The organism is Micromonospora mangrovicola (assembly GCF_047200535.1).
Lineage (GTDB): Bacteria > Actinomycetota > Actinomycetes > Mycobacteriales > Micromonosporaceae > Micromonospora.
This window is the reverse complement of record NZ_JBJZOG010000054.1, coordinates 13193-32895: the sequence shown is the minus strand read 5'-3', so window position 1 is coordinate 32895 and position 19703 is coordinate 13193. Positions and strand designations below refer to the sequence as shown.

Below are 19703 nucleotides of genomic sequence, written 5' to 3'. Positions count from 1 at the left end.
CCGGCGCCGACCGGCACCGACGCGGCCGGCGGCCCGGCGCCCGGGGTCGGGGCCGGGGCCGGGGCCGGGGGCAGCGTGCTCGGGCGGGCGCTGCGGGCCGTGCCGGTGCCGCTCGCGCTGATCGTGATGCTGGCCCTGGCCGGCGTGGTGCTGGGCCGGGTGTACGCGGGGCCGCTGCTGGCCCGGCTGATGGTCGGCGCGGCGGTCGGCTCGGTGCTGGTCAGCGTGGCCGCCCGCCGGCTGCCGTCCTGGCTGGTGGCGCCCCTGTCGGTGGCCGCCCTGACCGGCTGGACGGTGCTGTCGCTGAAGCTGGCCGCCGAGCACGCCGCGCTGCCCGGCAGCCTGGGCGGGGTGGCCGCGGACGCCGCCCGCAACGCGATCCCCCGGCTGCTCACCGCGCTGATCCCGGTCGAGCCGGCGCCGGACACCGTGCTGGTGCCGCTGGTGGCCACCTGGCTGGCCGGGCTGACCGCCGCCGAGGTGGCGCTGCGCACCGGACGGGTGCTGCTGGGCTACCTGCCGCCGGTGCTGCTGTACGCGGGCGCGCTGTACGTGGTGGGCCCGAACGCGGACCCCGCGATCGGGCCGACGGTGCTGTTCGCCGCGGTCGCCGCCGCCGGCCTGACGGTGCCGTCCGGGCGCGCGGGCCGGTCGGCGGTCGCCGACCCGGCGGCCGGGCTGGCCCCGGCGGTCCGCGCGGCGCTGCGGCTGCGGCTGCTGGCGGCCGGCGCGGCCGGGATCGCGGTGGTGGTGGCGCTGGCCGCGCTGCTCGCCCCGGTGGTCGCCGGCCAGGTGCAGGACCGGCCGGTCGACCCCCGCCGGTACGTCGAGCCGCCGCAGGTCGAGTCGCTGGACGAGAACCCGCTGATCCGGATCTCCGGGTGGGCGCTGAATCCCGACCAGCGGCTCCTCGACGTGCGGACCGAGGCGGGCGGGACGCCCCAGGCCGCGCCCCGGATCCGGCTCGCGGTGCTCAGCGACTACGACGGGGTGACCTGGCGGGTCGGGGCCACCTACCGCAACGCCGGGCGGATCCTGCCGGCCGGCGAACCCGCCGCGGGGGCGAACACCGACACGGTCCGTCAGCAGATCACCGTGGCCGACCTGACCGGGCGGCTGCTGCCGGCCGTGCCGACCCCGCGTGAGGTGTCCGGCGCGCGGGTGGCGTACGACCCGGCGACCGGGACGCTGATCCGGCCGGAGGGGCTGGCCCGGGGGCTGCGGTACACGGTCACCTCGGTGCGGGAACGGCCCGACGTGAACCTGCTCGCCACGGCGAACGTGCCGGCCGGTGACGCGGTCGCCCGGGTGCTGCGGGTGGCCGACGGGGCGCCGGAGCAGCTGCGCCGGCTGGCCGGCCAGCTCGCCGAGGAGAACGGCGCCCCGTACGCCCGGGCCACCGCCATCCAGGACTTCCTCGCCGAGCACTACCGGGTGACGGCGGACGCGCCGAGCGGGCACGCGTACCCGAACCTGTCGTTCTTCCTCTTTGGACCGCGCAACGGTGGCGGGCAGCGGGGCACCTCCGAGCAGTTCGCGGCGGCGTTCGCGGTGCTGGGCCGGCTGGCCGGGCTGCCCACCCGGGTGGTGGTCGGGTTCGAGCCCGCGGGCGACGGCCCGGTCCGCGCCGCGGACGCGTTCGCCTGGCCGGAGGTACTCTTCGACGGCCTCGGCTGGGTTCCGTTCGACCCGATGCCCCGGCCGGACGAGGAGCCCCGCCCGGTGGAGGAGGACTTCCGCCCCACCCCGGAGGACCCGCCCCCGTCGGAGGTGCCGGCGCCGACCCTGGAGCCCACCGCGACGCCCCCGGCGGTGGCCGCACCCGCCCGCCCGGGCGGTCGGGGCCCCGGCGCGCCGGTGCTGGTCGGTGGTGGCGCCGGCGGCCTGTTGCTGCTGGTCGGGCTGGTGCTGCTGACCCTGCTGCTGCGGCGCCGGAACCTGACGCGGGAGCGGCTGGAGCGGGGTGACCCCGGCCGGCGGATCGCCGGCGCCTGGCGGGAGCTGACCGACGCGCTGCGCCTGTCCGGCCACCCGGCCGGCGACGACCTGGCCGCGGCCGAGGTGGCCGCGCAGGCCCGCCGCACCCTGGCCGAGTCCCGGGCGGCGCTCGCCGGCGGCCCGGACACCGACCCCGAGGTGCCGGCCGGCGCGGTCGACGAGCTGGCCGGGCTGCTCAACCAGGTGGCGTTCGCGCCGGGCACGACGACCCCGGATCAGGCGGACCGGGCGGCGGCGCTGGCCGCCGGGTACGTCTCCGCGCTGCGCGCCGCCCGTCCCCGGTGGCGGCGGCTGCTGTGGGCGGTGCACCCGGGTCCGCTGCGCTGGCGCCGCTGACGCGCGCCGTCGGCAGGCCCGGCCCCCTAGACGAGTAGTTCCGATGTCAGGGGTCGATGTATGGGCATGAAGAGAGGGCATCCAAGATCATGTTGTGACGCAAGACCTGGACACCCTCTTGACCGCACTGTACGTGAAGATCGACGACAGCATCCGGGCACCCCGATGGCGGGGCCGGCCACCGCTGCTCACCGACTCGGAACTGGTCTGCCTGGCCGTGGCGCAGGTCCTGCTCGGCGCCCGTTCCGAGGCGCACTGGATCCGCTACGCCCGCATCCACCTGTGCGGCATGTTCCCGTACCTGCCGCAGCGGCCGGGCTACAACAAGCGGTTACGTGCGGCGCTGCCGCTGATCAAGAAGGTGATACGGGAGCTGGCCCGCGACAGCGACTTCTGGTTCGACAACCATTGGATCGTCGACTCCACCCCGGTCCCGTGCGGCATGTCCCGCCCGACGGTCAAGCGCTCGGACCTCGCCGGGTGGGCCGGCTACGGCTACTGCGCCTCACACTCCCGGTTCTTCTGGGGCCTGCGGCTGTACCTGGTGTGCACCCCGACCGGGATGCCGATCCTGTGGGCCCTGTCCAACCCGAAGATTGGCGAGCGGGAGGTCCTGGCCGCGATGCTGCAGGTCGAGGCCGACGTGGTCGCCGCGCACCCGGGCATCCTGCTGATCACCGACAAAGGTTTCGCGTCCAAAGCGTTCGAGCGGCAACTGACCGAACAGGGCATCGAACTGCTACGCCCGTCACGCAAGCGGGAGAAGGCCCGCTACGGCGAGCCGATGCTCAAGAAGGTCCGACAACTGATCGAGTCGGTCAACGACACCCTCAAAGGCCAACTCGACCTGGAAGAACACGGCGGACGGACCTTCACCGGCGTCGCTGTGCGTGTCGCCCAACGTCTACTCGCCATGGCCGCCGCGATCTGGCACAACAACAAGACCAGCGCACCAGTCACCCGCTCACTGATCGCCTACGACCACTGATCGAGTTCGGAACTACTCGTCTAGACGCCGACCGGCTGGAGAACCGACGGGCGTGTCGCGCCACGACGATGTCGCCGCGCGGAGCAACCCTCAGAGCCGGACCGGGCGTGACTATCTCCGAATGGGGATCGGAGGCTTGAATGGGCGACCGCGACGCGGCGTTCGCGGACTATTTCGCGGCGAGATCGGACGCGATGCGTGGCACCGCGTACCTGCTCTGCGGCGACTGGCACCGGGCGGAGGACCTGGTCCAGACCGCGTTCACAAAGCTGTATCTGGTTTGGAACCGGGTTTCCCGGCACGAGGTGCTCGACGCCTACGTACGGCAGATCCTGGTCCGGACCTTCCTGGACGAACGGCGGCGCGGCTGGTGGCGGCGCGAGCGGGTGGGCGGAGAGGCCGCCGAAGGGCACGCACCGCCGGACTCGCCGGAGGGCCGGCTGGTGATGCTCCGGGCGCTCGCCGCCGTAGCGCCGCGGCAACGGGCGGTGCTGGTGCTGCGGTACTGGGAGGACCTCTCGATCGAGGAGACCGCCGCGCTGCTGGGCTGCTCGACCGGGACCGTGAAGAGCCAGGCCGCCCGCGGTCTGGAAACCCTGCGCGGCCTGCTACTCCCCGCGTACAGCACGACCGAGAAGGGGAATCGATGAACGGGGAAGAGTTGCGCGAGGCGCTCCGCCACGAGATGGCGGCTGTCACCCCGCCGCCACCGCTGGACACCACCGCCGCGCTCGGCTCCGCACGCCGCGCCCGCGCGCGCCGCCGTACCGCCTGGGCCTGCGCCGGATCCACGGCGGTGGTGCTGGCCATCGCCGGCGTCGCGGCCGCCGGCACCCTGGGTGCCGGCACCTCGAGCGCCGGTGGGTTGAGTCCGGCCGGTCCGGGGCCGCAGCCCATCCCACGCCCGTCCGACAAGGTCACCGCCGAGCCGTGGCCGACCGGGCCGGACGGCCGCCCGCAGGAGGACCGGACAGCGCGGGCGGGTATCCGGCACGACCAGGCGGTCCGGCTGCTCAACGAGCTCATCTCCGCGGTGCCGGCCGGTTACGCCGTGCCGGAGAACCCGGCGAACCAGTCGGTGGACGACGTTCCGCTGCGGAGCAGCCAGGCGGAGTTCGAGGAGAAGGTGAAGGGCGTCGACGTGTGGAGATACACGTCTGCGGCCGCCGTGACCAAGGGGGACCGGACGGGGCGCGTGCTCGTCGAGGTGTACACCCGCGGGAACAAGCTGCCGACCGAACCGTGTGCGTTGACCCAGCAGTTCTGGGGCATGCAGGGCCAGTGTCAGGTGGTGACCGTCGGCACCACCAAGGTCGGTGTGGTCGTCCATCCCACCATCGACCGGCGGTTCGAACAGTGGTCGGCCTACCGGCATCCGGACGGGGTGGTCACCTTCGTGGCGCAGACCCCGAGGTTCGGGAGCCAACCGCAGTCGGAACTGGAGGAGCTGCCGTTCACCGTGCCGCAACTGGCGGCCCTCGCCATGGACGAACGGTTCCACCTGCAGTGACCGGGCGCCCGCCGCCGGTCCCGGACAGGCCGACAGATCGACCGCGCGGCGCTCAGTAGAGCGGGCAGGCCCACCCGCCCGGATACCAGGGCTCCCGCGCGCCACGCATCGCCGAGTTCCGCGACGGTCATCCGGAGGTCGGGAGGCGCGGTGGTCGGTTCGCAGCTGACCGCCGCGCCTTCCGCCTGGAGCCGGTGGCGTCCGATGTTCCAGGGGCAGTAGGCGTCCTGGGTGCCGGCACCACGTCCGGCGGTGCCGCGCAGCGCCGCCCCGCGTACACCCACCAAGCACGACCTGCGCCCCGTCGGTGACGTCCAGGCGGACGCCGTGCGCCGCCGGCCCGACCTGCTCGGCCACCGCCCGGACCGCGCCGGCGTTCAGGTCGGCGAGCCTGCCGGGACGCGCCCGCCGGCCACGTCAGGGGCGGGGCGCTTTCCGGCCGTGCACCGCCGTGTATTCGGCGGCGAGCCACGGCGCCAGGTCGTCGAGGAGTTCACGAAGGACGGCCGGGTCCGGGGAGGGTACGCGGCCCGTGCCGGCGGCCCGGCGCATCTGGGCGAGGCGTTCCGGATAGTAGTGACCGAACGCCTCGGCACTCTCGTCGAGGTCGCTGGTCCAGCCGGCCCAGCGGGGCATGATCAGGGTGAAGCCGGTTCGGACGAGGCGGCGGGCGATCGTCCGGCTCAGGATCCTGCGTTCCTGGTCGGTGGTCGCCTCGGCCGCTCGGCTGCGCCAGCCCTCGATCGCGAGCGGCAGGTCGCCGTTCGTCTCGCGGGCGAGCAGTGGTGTGGGCCGGTAGCGGGGAAGCCGGTCGGCGAGGTCGGCGCCGAGCAGCGGGGTGCACAGGCAGGCGACGAAGAAGCCGAGGTCGTGGCGTTCGAGTTCGCTGAGCAGGGTGCGGGTGCGGTACAGCAGGACGCCGACGCCGTCGATCTGGGCGAAGGACCCGTCGAGCGTCGACTCGATCCTCCTGGCGTCGGACCGGTCGGCCCCGGTCGGCTCGTCGTGCAGGGCGAGCAGCAGGTCCAGGTCGGAGACGCCGGGGACGGCGGTGCCGCGGGGAATGCTGCCGTAGAGGTAGGCGCTGTGCAACCGGTCGCGGCCGAACGTCTCGGTGATCCGGGCGCGGGTGGCGGCGACGACCGGGGCGAACGCTGCCGGCACGCGACCGAGCGCGCCTTCCCGCGCGATGGCTCCGTCCCGGTCGAGTCCTTTGTTCATGGGAACACTGTGCGGCAGCGCGGCCCCGGTTGCCGAGCGGATTCCGGTCGGGTCATGGGGACGAGCTGTCCGCCATGATGCGGGCCAGGGTCCGCCGGCCCAGCCGGCTCATGGCCGGGTTGCTCTCGGCGTAGTACCAGACGAGCCCCATCGCCTGTTGGAAGGCCCACGCCTTGCCGCGCTGCCATTCGAGGTCGTCGCAACCGAGGTCCCCGCGGAGCACCTGCCGCGGCCCCGCGTCGAGCAGGTGCCAGGCACTCACGAGATCCAGGGCCGGGTCGGCCGGTCCCAGGCCGCCGACGTCCAGGATCCCGGCCAGGCGTCCGTCGGACACCAGCACGTTGCCGGGAATGAGATCGCCGTGGCTCATCACGTCCTCGGCCGCGCCGCGCGGCAGGCTCCGCAGGGCTGCCCACATCCGGCGGAGTCGGGGCACGTCCAGCAGTCGTTCGCTGTTGCGGAAACAGGTGTCCATCCAGGCGTCGTGGGACGTGAGGTCACCGCCTCGCCCTGCGCCGCCGAACGTGCGACCACGCGTGTCGATCGCGCGCACTCCGCCGATGAACTCGGCCAGATCGTGTGCGAAGGCGACCGCTCCGGCGGGGTCCTCGTCGGTTGCCACGACACCGGGCAGCCAGGTCTGCACGGACCACGGCAGGGGGTAGCCCGCCCCGGGCGCGCCGAGCGCGACCGGCTCGGGGGTGCGGAACCGGGTACGTCCCGCCAGTTCGCGGGCCGCCTCCGCCTCCGCCGCCAGCCAGCGCCGCGTCGACTCGACGTCCCGCGACTGCAGCGGGAACCGGGCGCCGTACCGGTCGCCGATGCGGAAGACGGCGTTCACGGTCCCGTCCGAGGCAACGCGCCTGACGGGCAGGCCGCGCCACTGGGGGAACTGCTCGTCCACCAGCTCGCGTACCGTCTCGACCGGCACGGCGAGCTGATCGGCATGCATCTGCATGCCGCCAGCTTCACTCATCTTGATCTTCGGTGGCAACCTGGATTGGCTCGGCGTGCTGCCACGATCGCACGCTGCCCCGGCGACTCCGCCGCGACAGCGGGGGCCCGGCTCCACCTCTGGTGCTCCGCCGCGGCCGCAACCTCGCCGGACACGCCGCTCGGCGTTCGCGCGCAGCGCCGTTCTGCTGTCTCACGCTTGGACGATGGCAGAACCTGTCCGTGCACCGGGAAAGTCATCGCCGTTCGGCATGGAGCGCGATCCTTCGCGGGTCGTGGCGTTCAGCGATGCGGTCATCGCCATCGCCGTCACCCTGCTCGTCCTGGAGATCCGCCCACCGCAGGACACTCGGCACCTGTTTCAGGGCCTCGTCGCGCTCTGGCCGTCCTACCTGGCCTACGTCGTCACCTTCATGTTGATCGGGCAGGTGTGGGCCAACCATCACGTCATGTTCGATCAGATCCGTACCGTTGACCGGACGGTGTTGTTCCTGAACACCGTGCTGCTGATGGACATTGCGTCGCTGCCGTTCGCCGCCTCCATTCTTGCCGAGGCGTTCCGTCAAGGGCACGGGGAGCGGACCGCCGTCGTCTTCCACGGCATCGCATTCGAATTGGCAGCCATCCTGTTCAACGCCATCTGGGAGTACGCACGTCGGCGTCAGCGGCTGCTCGCGCCAACCATCGATTCCGCCGGAGCGAGAGCCATCGGCCGACGCTTCCGGCTCGCCCTCACCTGGATCGCCACCGGAACCCTGCTGGGTGCCCTGCTTCCCGCTCTGGGCGTGGCGGTGATCGCTGCTTTCATCCCCTTCTACTGGCTGCCGATCCGGGGCGAGATCGCCAAGGCGAAGCCTGGGCGCGACGGTGGCGGGCGGGCTTGACCGCAGCCGGCCGAAACCGCGGCAGGGCGCCCGGGCCGTTGGTCTTGTGCCACTTTCCCCGATCCCGTCCTCGGACTGGTCCCGGTTGTCGCAGCGCCACTCCACACCGCAATGCCCGGCCGGGCCGGCGCACCGCGCCGGAGCAGCACGGGAGGACCGGATCTGCCGCGGGCCTGCCCGGTCAGGCGCGCAGCTTGCGGACCAGCTTGCGCAGGCCGGCCTGCCAGCCGTCGGGGTCCTCGGCGCGGCGGCGAGCGTACGTGGCGACCTCCGGGTGGGGCAGGATGAGGAACCGCTCCTCGGCCAGCCCGGCGATGGTGGCGTCGGCGACCTGGTCGGGGGTGAGCACCGCACCGGAGGCGGCGATCACCCGGGCGCCCAGGTGCCCTTCGGCGAGCCCGCCGGCGAGCATGGGGGTGTCCACGCCCTGGGGGCAGAGCGCGCTGACCCGGATGCCCGCGTCCCGGTAGGTGATCGAGAGCCACTCGGCGAAGCCGACCGCCGCGTGCTTGGTGGCGGTGTACGGGGCGTCGCCCACCGCGGTCAGCACGCCCGCCGCCGAGCAGGTGAACAGCAGGTAGCCCTGGCCGCGGCGGAGCATCGCCGGCAGCGCCGCCCGGGCGGTGTGCACGTGGGCCAGCACGTTGACCTGCCAGGCCCGCTCCCAGTCGGCGTCCGGGGCGTCCACTCCCCCGCCGGTGGCCACCCCGGCGTTGGCGCAGAACAGGTCGATCCGCCCGTACCGCCGCTCGGTCTGGTCGACCAGCGCGTGGACCTGCGCCCCGTCGGTGACGTCCAGACGGACGCCGTGCGCCACCGGCCCGACCTGCTCGGCCACCGCCCGCACGGCGTCGGCGTCCAGGTCGGCGAGGACGACGGCGGCGGCGCCTTCGGCGGCGAACCGGCGGCCGAGCGCCGAGCCGATACCGCCGGCCCCGCCGGTGATCACCGCAACCCGGTCGGTCAGGTTCATCTCACTCCCCTCCCCCGGCCCCGGGTCCGAGCCGGGGGATCAGCGCGGCCAGCGCCGCCGCGCCGCCGGTGGCCAGCTCCGGGGTGGGCAGCAACGCCAGCACGGGTACGTCCACCCCGTGGTCGGCGTACCGGCGGACCTGGGCGACGCACTGCTCGGGTGAGCCGTGCAGCACCAGGGCGTCGACGACCTCGTCCGGCACGGCCGCCGAGGCGCCCCGCCGGTCGCCGGCCGCCCACGCCTCCCACATCGGGCCGAGCGCCTCGTCCCGGCCCAGCCAGCGGTGGAAGGCCGCGTACGCGGGCACGGTCAGGTAGCCGGTGATGAGCCGCCGGCCCAGCGCCCGGGCGTGCGCGGCGTCCTCGGTGGGACAGACGAAGATCCGGGCGGCGACCTCGAACCCGGGGCGACGCTCACCCAGTTCGGCGAGGGCGGTCGGCACGTCGTCGGCGGAGAGCCAGTTGAGGATCACCCCGTCGGCCTCGGCGCCGGCGAGGCGCAGCATCCCCGGGCGCAGCGCGGCCAGCAGCACCGGTGGGGGCACGGCCGGCGGGCGCTCCAGGGTGAACCGGCGGACGGTGAAGGTGTCGTACACGTCGTCGACGGTCTCCCCGCGCAGCGCCGCGTGCAGGAAGCGCAGCACGTCCCGGGTCCGCTTGAACGGCTCGTCGAATCGGGTGGCGTTCCAGTCCCGCACCAGCACCGGCGAGGAGGCGCCGATGCCGAGCGCGAACCGGCCGGGGGCGGTCTCGGCCAGCGCGGCGGCGCTCATCGCCAGCAGTCCGGGTCCCCGGGTGAAGACCGGGGTGATCGCGGTACCGAGGCGGAGCCGGGGCTGCCAGGCGGCGGCCAGCGCCAGCGGGGTGAACGCGTCGGTGCCGGCCACCTCGGAGGACCAGACGTCGGTGAAGCCGGCCTGGTCGAGGGCCGCGTAGACGGCGGCGTGGTCGGCGAGCGGGATGCCGCTGAGCGGCACCGTCATGCCCCATCGGTTCGTCACCGGTCGATCGTGCCCGGTCGCTGTCACCCCGAGCAAGATCCCGATCGGTCCCGGCGGAGGCGATACGCGTAATAGGCACCGCGAAACCCGAAAAGAGTGTTACGACTGCCGGGTGGACCGGTCGGCGGTGGGAGGTGGGCGTGCGGAGGACCCCGGAACCGAACGCCCTGCTCCCGAGGGAGGGCGGCGAGCGGGCGACGTTCCTGGAACTCTTCTTCGACCTGGTGTACGTCTTCGCGCTGACCCGGATCGGCGCCCGCGCCATCGAGAACCTGAAGCCGGGGCAGGCGGAGACCTGGTCGGTGGTCACCGGCGCCGGCAAGACCCTCCTGCTGCTCCTCGCGCTCTGGGCGATCTGGCAGGGCACCGCCTGGACGACCAGCCGCTACGACCCGCACCGCGTCTGGCTCCAGATCATCGTGCTCACCGCCCTGGCGGGCAGCATGGTGATGGGGGTGGCGGTCCCCCGGGCCTTCACCGACACCGGACTGGCCTTCGCCGCCGCGTACGTGGTGTCCCAGGTGAGCCGGCCGGCGATCCTGCTGGTGACGCTGCGGAGCCTCCAGTACCGCCGGCTCAAGCAACGCATGCTGATCACCTTCTGCGTGACCGGCGTGCTCTGGATCGGTGGGGCGTTGCTGCCGGGTGTCCCGCAGGTGACGGCCTGGACCGTCGCGCTCGTGCTCGAGTACCTCGCCGACCGGTTCGGCTGGCCGGTTCCCGGGCTGGGCCGGTCGACGGTGTCCCGCTGGGACATCCACGGGGAGCACCTGGCCGAGCGGTACCAGCAGTTCTTCCTGGTCGCGCTCGGCGACACGATCCTGGTGGCCGGGTTGTCGTACAGCCAGGGTCCGTACAGCGCGACGCGGACCGGCGCGTTCGCGGCGGCCGGGGTGACCTCGGTGCTGCTGTGGCGGATCTACGTGCAGCGGGCCGGGCTGATCCTGGCCGAGGCGGTGACCCGGTCCCGGCGCCCCGCCGCCATCGGGCGTTCCGCCGCCGACAGCCACCTGGTGATGGTGGTCGGCGTGGTCGCCACCGCGATCGGCTACAAGCTGGTCATCGGGCATCCGACCGGGCACGGCGAGGTGTCGTGGATCGTGATGATCCTCGGCGGGCCGGCGCTCTACCTGGCCGGCCGGGCCCGCTTCGAGTACGAGGTCTTCGGCCGGGTGTCCCTGGCACGCTGGGTGTCGATTCTCGTCCTGGTGGCGCTCATCCCGCTGCTGGCGCGGGCGGCGCCGCTGGTCTCGGCGGCGGCCGCCGCGCTGGTGCTGCTCGGGGTGGCGGTGGCCGACGCCCGCCGCGCCTGGGGCCGACCGCCCGAGCCCGCCAACCCACCGTTCTGAGCCGGCCCCGGGGACGGCCGCACCCGTCCGGGTTGCACGGTCCGCGGCGACCGGCGGGGACGCCGGCCCGGGCCGGCCCGGCGCTAACATCCGCTCGTGACCTTCTCGATCGTCGCCCGCTCCGCCGACGGGCTCCTGCACGGCGTCGCCGTGGCCAGCAAGTTCCTCGCCGCCGGGGCGCTGGTGCCGGCCGCCGAGGCCGAGGTGGGCGCGGTGGCCACCCAGGCGCACGTCAACCTGGCGTACCGGGCGCAGGGGTTGGCGCTGCTGCGCAGCGGGGTGGCCGCGACGGACGTGGTGGCCGGGCTGGTCGCCGCCGACCCGGGCCGGGACGACCGGCAGCTCGGCGTGGTCGGGGCGAGCGGCGACGGGGCCAGCTGGACCGGCCCGCGGTGCCATCCGTGGGCCGGCGGCCAGGCCGGCGACGGCTGGGCCGTGCAGGGCAACATCCTGGCCGGCCCGCACGTCATCGACGCGGTCCGGGACGCCTGGCTGGCCGGGGTCGGACTGCCCTTCCCGCGGCGGCTGCTGGCCGCGCTGCACGCCGGTGAGCGGGCCGGCGGTGACCGGCGGGGCCGGCAGAGCGCCGGCCTGCTGGTGGTGCAGCGGCGCGGCGGCTACGCCGGCACCGGCGACGAGCTGGTGGACCTGCGGGTCGACGACCACCCCGATCCGGTCGGCGAGCTGGGCCGGCTGCTCGACATCCACACCATGCTCTTCGGCAAGCCGGACCCGGCCACCCTGCGGGACCTCACCGGCCCGCTCGCCGAGGAGGTCGGTGCGCTGCTGGCCACCGCCGGCCACCCGGTCGGCGCGGCCGGCCTGGACGACGCGCTCGCCTCCTGGGCCGGGGTGGAGAACCTGGAGGAACGGATCGTCCCCGGCCGGATCGACCCGATCGTCCTGGCCCACCTGCGCCGCGCCGCCCCCGCCGGCTGACCGCGACGCGCCGGGCGGCCGGCTCAGGCGCCGAAGGAGAGCCAGCGGAAGCCGGACTCCGCGACCACCGTCCGCTCCCGGTGGGTGAGCGCCGCCCGGCCGGTGGCCTTGCGGACCAGGGTCAGCGCGTCCCAGCCGAGCTCGTCGGGCACCGGTCGGCCGTCCGACAGCAGCTCCGCCACCACCTCGGCCGCCGCGGGCGTCAGCCACGGCCGCCGGTCCAGCGCGTCGGCCAGGTCCAGGCCGTGCACCCCGACCTCCACCACCCGGGTACGGAGGAACTCGGTCAGCGTCATCGCGTCACCGTGCCGGGTGCGGACCAGCCGCTCCGGCGGCTGCCCGGCGACGGCCGCGTCGGTGGCCCGCCACACCCGCGCGAAACCCTCCGCCACCTCGGGCACGTCGGCCGGTGCGAGGGCCTCCCGCCGGGCGGCGGCGATCCGGTCCCGGTCGACCTCCGGGGTGAACTTGGCCGTCCCGAAGTAGCCGGCGGCGTCCACCTCGGCACGCGCCGGGGCCGGCGCGGCGAGCATGTCGACCAGCCGTCCCGCGCCGGTGCGCACGTGCGCGATCAGGTCCCGTACCGCCCACGGCGGGCAGGGCGTGGGCCGGTCGAGGTCCGCCCCGGTCAGCCCTCGCAGCACCGCCTCCAGTTGCCGGCACTCGTCGCGGAACGCCGCCCGTACCGTGTCCACTTCTACTGCCTTCCTTCCTGCTCAGCGCCCGCACGCCCGGGTCACCAGCTGCCGCCGCCCCCGCCGCCGCCTCCGCCGCCGCTGTACCCGCCCGAGAAGCCGCTGGAGGAGCCGCTGGAGGAACCCGACGAGCCCGACGAGCCCGACGCCGACGGCGGTGTGGTGGCGGTGACCGTGCTGGTCGTGGTGCTCGTGAACCGGTCGATCGAGCCGGCCATGGCGGCCATCGTCCAGCCGGACCGGCCACGGTACCAGTACAGCCCCGGCCGGCGGGCCCGACGGCCGTCACGGTGCGAGTGCGCCGGCGGCGCGGCCGCGAGGTCCGCGAACGTGGCGGTCCACCGCTGCACCAACCGGAAAGCCATGGCGTAGGGCAGGTACCGGGAGAACGTTTCCAGGTCGTCCTCGGTGCCGCTCGGCCCGGACTCGGCGAGGTGGCTCCGGAACGCCCGTACCCGATCGGCCAGCTCGCTGCCACGCGCGGTGCGCGCCGGGAAGCGGCCGGCCACGACGAGCAGGGCCAGGGCACCGGCCACCAGCCCCAGCCCGATCAGCCCGGCGTTCACGGTCAGGCCAAGCACGACGGTGGTCGCCACGGCGGCCAGCAGGACCGCCACGGCGACCAGTCGGGCGCGCCTTCGGGTACGCCGGGGGCTGCGCCCGTACCAGCGCTGCTTCACCAGGTCGTCGTAGAGGAGGTCGCGCACCCGGTCGAGAGAGGCACGGAACTTGTACTTCAGGTGGGTCAGCCACACCTCGTCGCGCCCGCCGAACAGGGCGTTGAACAGTGACCGCTCGTACCGCAGGAGCGTCGAATCGGCCTTCTTGAGCTTGGTCAGCCGCCAGTTGTCGCTGGTCTCGCTGATCTTCAGGTACCCGCGCACCGCGAGGTCGATGATCGTGGCGGTCACGTGCACGACGTCGGCCCGCTTGTCGAGCAGGGCACCCGCCTGGCCCGGCCGGATCCCGTCGGGCGGTTCGGTCTGCGTCGCCGTGGCCGCCCGACGGGGCAGGCCGCGGCGCCCGCCCTCCCGGTCGCGGCGATCCCGGCCGAACAGCCAGCCGGCCAGCAGGGCCGACGCGACGGCGAGCAGGCCCGTCGCGAGTCCACCGCCGACGGTGGCCGGCGTCGCCAGGAACATGGTGCCCAGCGTGCGCCGCTTCGTCAGGATCGGCCCGGCGCCGGGGACGGCGTCGCGCGGGAACGCCGCGACGACCGTCAACCCGGTGCCGTCACCGATCCCGTCCTGCCGGAAGACCGCAGCGCCGTCGGTCACGGTCCGACCCGCGCAGGGCTCCCGGCTTCCCATCGGCCCGGCGTAGCAGGCGGTCCGCTCCGTCACCGGCCCGGTGACCCTCGCGGTGGCCCGCTGGATGGGGATGTTCCACTCGGTGCCGACCGCGTTCCAGTACAGCTCGGCGCGGTCGGGGAAGGTGTTCAGCGCACCCCGCACGGTGTATTCGATGACGTAGGTGTGCGTCCCGCTCACCACCAGGTCCGGATCCCCCACCCGGAGCACGTCGTCCTGCTGCTCGGACGTGTGCTGCACCGGCTCCGCCTCGCCGTCCCGGGTGACCTGCAGGCCGCTGATCGGATAGACGCGATCCCGCGTGTCGTCGTAGCGGAACCGTACCGGGATCCGCCGGAAGATGCCGTGCCGGAACTCGTGGGCGAAGTCGTAGCGGATGGTCTCGGTGACCCGCACCGACCCGTCGGCGTGGACGTCCATCCGCACGTCGTAGGCGGAGATCGACTCTGAGGTGTCCCCCGGCGCCGCGGCGGCCGGCCGCGCGCCGGACAGCAGGGCGAGCAGCACGGTGACCGCCGTCAGGACCACCGCCGAAGACGTGCCGGACAACCCGCGTAAGAGAGGCATCTTCACGGCCGACAGGGTAGGGCCGCACCCAAAACGCCACGGTGATCCGGTCGGTCGCAGGTCCGGTCGCCGACTGTTTCGTCGCCCACCGGCCGGGTACGCGCCGGTCGACGAGGAGAGGGGGCGCCGAATGGCCGGCATCATGTTGCGTAGCACCGCGTTCACCGACCACGACCTGCTGCCCGGACGCTTCACCCCGGACGGCGAGAACCTGTCACCGCCGTTGCAGTGGTCGGACGTGCCGGACTCCACGGAGGAACTGGTTCTGCTCGTCGAGGACATGGACGCCGGGAAGGAGCCGTTCGTGCACTGGCTGGTCACCGGGATATCCCCGGAGTCCGGCGAGGTGCCCGAGGGCGGTGTGCCGGCGGGCGGCCGGGAGTGGCCGAACAGCTTCGGCGAAACCGGCTGGAGCGGCCCGAGGCCGCCCCGGGGCGAGGACGCCCACCGCTACTTCTTCCGGCTGTACGCGCTCAACCAGCCACTGAACCTGGACGGCGCGCCGCAGGCCGGCGACGTGCACCGCGCGCTGAAGGGGCGGGAGATCGCCAGCGGCACCACCGTCGGCACCTACTACCGCTGAGTCAGCCCTTGACCCGGGGCACCAGCCGGTGCACCACCGCGAGGACCAGCGCGGCCACCACGGCGATCGTGCCGACGATGCCGGCCGCGCTGCCCGCGTACCCGATGAGGAGCGGACGGCGGGCGAGCTCGTCGGCAGGGGTGCCGGAGCGGGCGGCCAGCCAGGTGAGGGCGAACGCGGACGCGACGAGCGCGAGCACGCCGCCCACGCCGAGCACGGCGGCCGCCACCCGGTGCGCGTCCGCCGTGGAGACCTCGGCCCGTTCCCGTTGGAAGAACAGCAGCGTCAGGCCGCCCACCGCCGCCCAGCCACCGACGATGAGATAGGCGGCGACGGCGTCGCTGGGCCGGTGCCAACCGGCGGAGAGGGTGGCCACCCCGGCGGCGGCGGCGTAGGCGCCGCCGAGGTACGCGCCCGGCACCCGCAGCTTCGCGGGCAGCACCAGGATCAGGGCGATCGCGACCGACGCGGCCACCGCGGCGTGCCCGCTGGGCAGGCTGTTGCCGGCGGCCGCCCGTTCCGGATCGATGCCGAAGTCGGGGCGGACCAGGTAGTGCTTGAGCAGCTGCGTGGTCCCGTTCGCACCGGCGACCAGCAGGGTGGCGGTGACGGCGAGCGCCTTGCGGCCCCGGATCAGCGCGATGAAGCCGATCACCCCGGTCGCCACCAGCAGCGAAACCACGGACATCGCGTTGAGGATCCGGTCCACCGGTCCGTCGATGCGATCCTGGCCGATCCGGTTGCCGGTCAACGCGACCGTGTCGAGCCACTGACCGAGCCGGGTGTGCACGGCGAACCGCCACACCAGCAGCAGCGCGGCCGCCTGGGCCAGGGCCAGTACGACCAGCCAGACCGCCGTCCAACCCCTCGCCGTCTCGCGCACCCGCACACGGTAACGGCCGGGCGGGCTCGCCGCTCGTTGGGCCACCGGGGCGTCCCGGCAAGCGGGGACGACAACCGGAAGGGGCTCGTGGACGACCGGTACTCGCGGCCGCGCTGGCGGTGAGCTGGGTGGTGATCCGGCGCCCGCTGCCGGTCACCCCGGGGCTGCGGCACCCGGTCGTGCGGTCCGATGCGGACGGCCCGCCGGGAACATGAAAAGAGAGGCCGCCACGGGGGGAGCGGCCTCTCTTAGTGACGTAGGTTACTCCCATCCGGCCCGCCGTGTTATCCCGGACGGACGGATTTTCGCGGGAGTTTTCGCGGCAAGTTCGACTACGGGCGGAACGGTGGGCCGGCCCGTCCGCTGCGTCGGCCGGACGGCCGGCCCACCCGGCCTGAGCGTGGGATATCAGGCCGTCCGCCGACCCGGCGCTCCGTTCCCCCTGTGCCCGGTCGGCCTCCGCCACGGGCGGGAGCCGCCCGCCCGTGGCGGAGTCGTCACCTCACCCGTTCGGGAAGTAGGTGCCGTAGTCGGCGTACGCCATGGCGACGTCGGACTGCGCCCAGAACCGGTGGTAGTTGAAGACCGGCTCCGCGCCGCCGTTGAGGTATGCCTGCACCTTCGGCCAGTCCGGGTCGTTCTTGTAGAACGACCGGATGTCCAGGAAGCTCTTGCCGGCGGCGATGGTGTCGCCGTTGGGCATCTTCCCGGTCCAGCCGGCGGGGATGTAGAGGCCCTGGCCGTCGGCGGCGTTGTAGACGTCGTCGAAGCGCTTGTAGTCGCCGCGCTTCTCCGGCGTCGAGACGCCCTTCGTGTCGGCTGCCGCGGAGAGCGCGTCCAGCAGGCCCTTGGCGGTGTTCTTCGCCGCGGCGTTGCCGGACTTGGCGGCGTACGCGATCAGGGTCCGGGCGTAGGCGGCGGCGACGCCGACGTCCTGGCCCTTCACCGTCACCTCGACGTGCAGGTTGGTGTTCGGCTGCGGGTTGGCCGGGTCCCAGTTGTTGGGCTGGCCGGTCCACTTCATGTCCGACGGGATGGACCAGTTGGTGCCCAGCGTGGTGTTCGCGATGGCCCACGGCACCCACTTGTCCAGCAGCGCCTTGGCCTTGGCGTTGCCGCTCTGCAGGTAGAGCTCGGCGACCCGCTGCATCGACCAGGCCTGCATGCCGAACCACTGGTTGGACGGCGGGTCGTTGTAGACCGGGTCGACGTCGTAGAACATGCCGTAGAAGGTGGCGGTGTCGGCCGGCGGCTGGGCGTAGCTGCCGTCCCAGCTGTTGGTGGCGCCACCGGCGATGCCGCCCTCGGCGGACTGGAGCCAGGTGTAGAACTCCAGCTGCCGGTCGAGGCTCTTCTGCCAGTCGGAGACCGCGGTCGGCGACTGCGGCTTCAGCTCGGCGACGTTGGTCATGGCCCAGGCGGCGAAGGGGTTCTGGTAGCCGAAGTGGTTGTGGCTGGAGCCGATCCGCCACGACCAGTTCTGCGAGGTGTCGTACGCGCCGCCCCAGGCGTAGTACCAGGACAGCAGGTAGTGCGCCGAGTCGCGGCCGGAACCGGCCGGGCAGGTGGACGCGCCGACACAGTTGCCGATCTTCTTGAAGTACTTGTCGAACAGCGCGTAGCGCAGGTAGTCGCCCATCTTGGCGGCCTTGGCCACGGTGGCCGCGACGTCGGCCTCCCTGCCCTGCGCCTTGGCCCAGGTCAGCGCCCAGTACGCGGCCTGCACGGCGCGGGCGTCGGCGTCCGGGGCGTTGGTGTACTTCCACTGCTTGGCCGGGGCGTTCGACTCCTTGATGAACAGGTCGAGGTAGCCGTACTGGCCGCCGTGCTTGAACGTGTCGCAGGACGGCTGCGGCACGGTCTCCCACACCGACTCCTGGGTGCCCCGCTGGAAGGTGTTGATGTACGCCGGCCGGGTGGTGCCGTCGCCGCAGTGGCCGTAGCCGTAGGTGTTGTCCACGTCCAGCAGCCAGTGCATGCCGTAGATGTCACCGGTGCCGTAGGTGGACTGCAGCTCCGAGCGGAGCGGGTCCTGGCCGACCGGGACGGACGGCTCCAGCTGGGACGGGTACTGGCTGGGCAGGTTGTGCTCGGCGGCGTACTGCGGGGTGCCCGGGGCGCCGGCGGTGGGCTGGTCGGCGTGCGACGGGATGATGTACTTCTCCATCACCGTCCAGGCGTTGTTGAACGGCGCCCAGTTCTGCGTCACCCGGCCGTACTGCGCCTCCAGCCAGAGCCAGAAGCTGAACGCCTCCGAGGTGGTCTCGTGGCCGTGGTCGGGGGCCTCGACGATCAGCGTCTCGATCGAGTGGTACGGCACGCCCTCCGGGCTGAAGTAGCCCGAGTTCTTGATCTTGCCGTACTGGTCGAGGAACTTCTTGAGGTACGGGTTGTCCCCGCCCGGAACGTCGTTGTCGACCTCCGTGGCGACGACCGAGACCGGCGCGAAGCCCGTGGCCGAGGCGGTGATGGTGGCGGTGCCGCCGACGGTGTCGGCGTCCTCCGCGGCGGCGACGGTGGCACTGACCCCGGTGCTCCAGTTGCTCGGCGTGAGGGTCAGCGTGGCCGGCGACACGGTGATGTCGCTGTCGCCGGTGACGGCGAGGGTGACCGGGACGTTGGCGGTCGGCGCGGCGCTGAGGGTGTACTTCACCGTCGAGGTGCCGCCCTCGTTGACGCTCACCGCCGACGGGGTGGCCACCAGCTGCGGGCCGGTGGCCGGGCTCACCGTGAACGTCTTCTCCGCGATCGCGGTGGCGTTGGCGTTGTCGTACGCCTTGGCCTGCACGGTGTAACCGCCGGCGGGCAGGTCCAGCAGGTCGTACGCGTACGGGGCGGTGGTGTCGGTGTTGACCAGCAGGCCGTTGCGGTAGAACTCGACCTTGGTGATCGTGCCGTCCGGATCGCTCGCGGTGGCGGTCAACGGCACATCCGCCGGCGCCTCGAACGGCCCGGCCGGCACGGCGAGGGAGACCGTCGGCGGCTGGTTCGCGGGCGCGCCGTTGCAGGCGACCCCGTTGAGGGTGAAGGCGGTCGGCTTCGGGTTGCTGCCGGAGTAGGCGCCGTTGAACCCGATCGTGGTGGAGGCGCCGGTGGCCAGGCTGCCGTTCCACGACTCGTTGGTCGCGGTCACCTGGTTGCCGGACTGGCTCCACTTGGCCGACCAGCCCTGGGTCACCCGCTGGTTGCTGTTCGGGAAGGCGAACTTGAGCGACCAGCTGTTCAGGGCGTCGCCCAGGTTCTTGATGGTGACCGTGGCGGTGAAGCCGGTGTCCCAGTCGCTGGTCACGTACTGGACGTCGCAGGCCGGGGCGGCCTGCGCGGCGCCGGCCGGCACGGCCACCCCGCCGATGACGAGGGCGGTGGCGGCGAACATCGCCGTGCGGCGACGTCTGGCCATGAGTCTCATGTGCGCGGTGTCTCCTCGGACCGGGCCGGGACCGCGGGCCCCGGCGGGGCGCCTCCCACGCGTCGACGGACCTACGCGGGGGGACGGAGGCGCCCGGAAAGGTG

The 19703-nt window shown here is 73.5% G+C and carries 15 protein-coding genes and 1 pseudogene; 8 read left to right on the top strand and 8 right to left on the bottom strand.

Annotated elements, in window-relative coordinates:
* Positions 1-22: 22 nt before the first annotated feature.
* From ACL02O_RS21020 to ACL02O_RS21005, 4 genes and pseudogenes are all read left to right on the top strand, one after another.
* A pseudogene (locus ACL02O_RS21020) lies at positions 23-2404 on the top strand (DUF3488 and transglutaminase-like domain-containing protein); the annotation flags it as partial.
* Between the two features lie 24 nt (positions 2405-2428).
* Positions 2429-3322: an IS982 family transposase gene (locus tag ACL02O_RS21015; RefSeq protein WP_412819819.1), complete on the top strand. Its 894-nt coding sequence runs from the start codon at positions 2429-2431 to the stop codon at positions 3320-3322.
* Positions 3323-3462: 140 nt separating this feature from the next.
* A complete protein-coding gene (locus tag ACL02O_RS21010) occupies positions 3463-3972 on the top strand; it encodes a SigE family RNA polymerase sigma factor (protein WP_412819818.1) in 510 nt (169 codons plus the stop codon).
* Positions 3969-4832, top strand: a complete 864-nt coding sequence (locus ACL02O_RS21005) for a hypothetical protein (protein WP_412819817.1) — start codon at positions 3969-3971, stop codon at positions 4830-4832. Before ACL02O_RS21010 ends, ACL02O_RS21005 begins: the two co-directional genes overlap by 4 nt.
* A gap of 417 nt (positions 4833-5249) precedes the next feature.
* On the opposite strand, the gene ACL02O_RS21000 is transcribed toward ACL02O_RS21005, so the two are convergent.
* Both ACL02O_RS21000 and ACL02O_RS20995 read right to left on the bottom strand, forming a co-directional pair.
* On the bottom strand, positions 5250-6053 hold the full coding sequence (locus ACL02O_RS21000; RefSeq protein WP_412819816.1) for a hypothetical protein: 804 nt from the start codon (positions 6051-6053) through the stop codon (positions 5250-5252).
* Positions 6054-6105: 52 nt separating this feature from the next.
* On the bottom strand, positions 6106-7011 hold the full coding sequence (locus ACL02O_RS20995) for an aminoglycoside phosphotransferase family protein (RefSeq protein WP_412819815.1): 906 nt from the start codon (positions 7009-7011) through the stop codon (positions 6106-6108).
* 202 nt (positions 7012-7213) lie between these two features.
* Here ACL02O_RS20995 and ACL02O_RS20990 point away from each other — a divergent pair, with 202 nt between their 5' ends.
* Positions 7214-7891, top strand: a complete 678-nt coding sequence (locus ACL02O_RS20990; RefSeq protein ID WP_412819814.1) for a TMEM175 family protein — start codon at positions 7214-7216, stop codon at positions 7889-7891.
* Between the two features lie 181 nt (positions 7892-8072).
* On the opposite strand, the gene ACL02O_RS20985 is transcribed toward ACL02O_RS20990, so the two are convergent.
* Positions 8073-8864, bottom strand: a complete 792-nt coding sequence (locus ACL02O_RS20985; protein ID WP_412819813.1) for an SDR family oxidoreductase — start codon at positions 8862-8864, stop codon at positions 8073-8075.
* Position 8865: 1 nt separating this feature from the next.
* Positions 8866-9846 carry an LLM class F420-dependent oxidoreductase gene (locus ACL02O_RS20980; protein WP_412819828.1) on the bottom strand — a complete coding sequence of 327 codons (981 nt, stop codon included), beginning with the start codon at positions 9844-9846 and terminating at the stop codon, positions 8866-8868.
* A gap of 158 nt (positions 9847-10004) precedes the next feature.
* On the opposite strand from ACL02O_RS20980, the gene ACL02O_RS20975 reads away from it, so the two are divergent.
* On the top strand, positions 10005-11213 hold the full coding sequence (locus ACL02O_RS20975; protein ID WP_412819812.1) for a low temperature requirement protein A: 1209 nt from the start codon (positions 10005-10007) through the stop codon (positions 11211-11213).
* A gap of 96 nt (positions 11214-11309) precedes the next feature.
* Complete coding sequence (locus ACL02O_RS20970; protein ID WP_412819811.1) at positions 11310-12152, top strand: DUF1028 domain-containing protein; 843 nt, start codon at positions 11310-11312, stop codon at positions 12150-12152.
* A gap of 23 nt (positions 12153-12175) precedes the next feature.
* On the opposite strand, the gene ACL02O_RS20965 is transcribed toward ACL02O_RS20970, so the two are convergent.
* Together ACL02O_RS20965 and ACL02O_RS20960 are read right to left on the bottom strand one after the other, a co-directional pair.
* The gene (locus ACL02O_RS20965; protein WP_412819810.1) at positions 12176-12847 is read right to left on the bottom strand and encodes a maleylpyruvate isomerase N-terminal domain-containing protein; all 672 of its coding nucleotides are present in this window, start codon (positions 12845-12847) and stop codon (positions 12176-12178) included.
* A 41-nt stretch (positions 12848-12888) separates the two neighbouring features.
* Positions 12889-14724 carry a DUF2207 domain-containing protein gene (locus ACL02O_RS20960; RefSeq protein WP_412819827.1) on the bottom strand — a complete coding sequence of 612 codons (1836 nt, stop codon included), beginning with the start codon at positions 14722-14724 and terminating at the stop codon, positions 12889-12891.
* A 142-nt stretch (positions 14725-14866) separates the two neighbouring features.
* Here ACL02O_RS20960 and ACL02O_RS20955 point away from each other — a divergent pair, with 142 nt between their 5' ends.
* Entirely contained in the window at positions 14867-15307 is a 441-nt protein-coding gene (locus tag ACL02O_RS20955; protein WP_412819809.1) for a YbhB/YbcL family Raf kinase inhibitor-like protein, read from the top strand.
* 1 nt (position 15308) lies between these two features.
* On the opposite strand, the gene ACL02O_RS20950 is transcribed toward ACL02O_RS20955, so the two are convergent.
* Both ACL02O_RS20950 and ACL02O_RS20945 read right to left on the bottom strand, forming a co-directional pair.
* The gene (locus ACL02O_RS20950; protein ID WP_412819826.1) at positions 15309-16196 is read right to left on the bottom strand and encodes a phosphatase PAP2 family protein; all 888 of its coding nucleotides are present in this window, start codon (positions 16194-16196) and stop codon (positions 15309-15311) included.
* Positions 16197-16692: 496 nt separating this feature from the next.
* Positions 16693-19590: a glycoside hydrolase family 48 protein gene (locus tag ACL02O_RS20945; protein ID WP_412819825.1), complete on the bottom strand. Its 2898-nt coding sequence runs from the start codon at positions 19588-19590 to the stop codon at positions 16693-16695.
* Positions 19591-19703 lie beyond the last annotated feature (113 nt).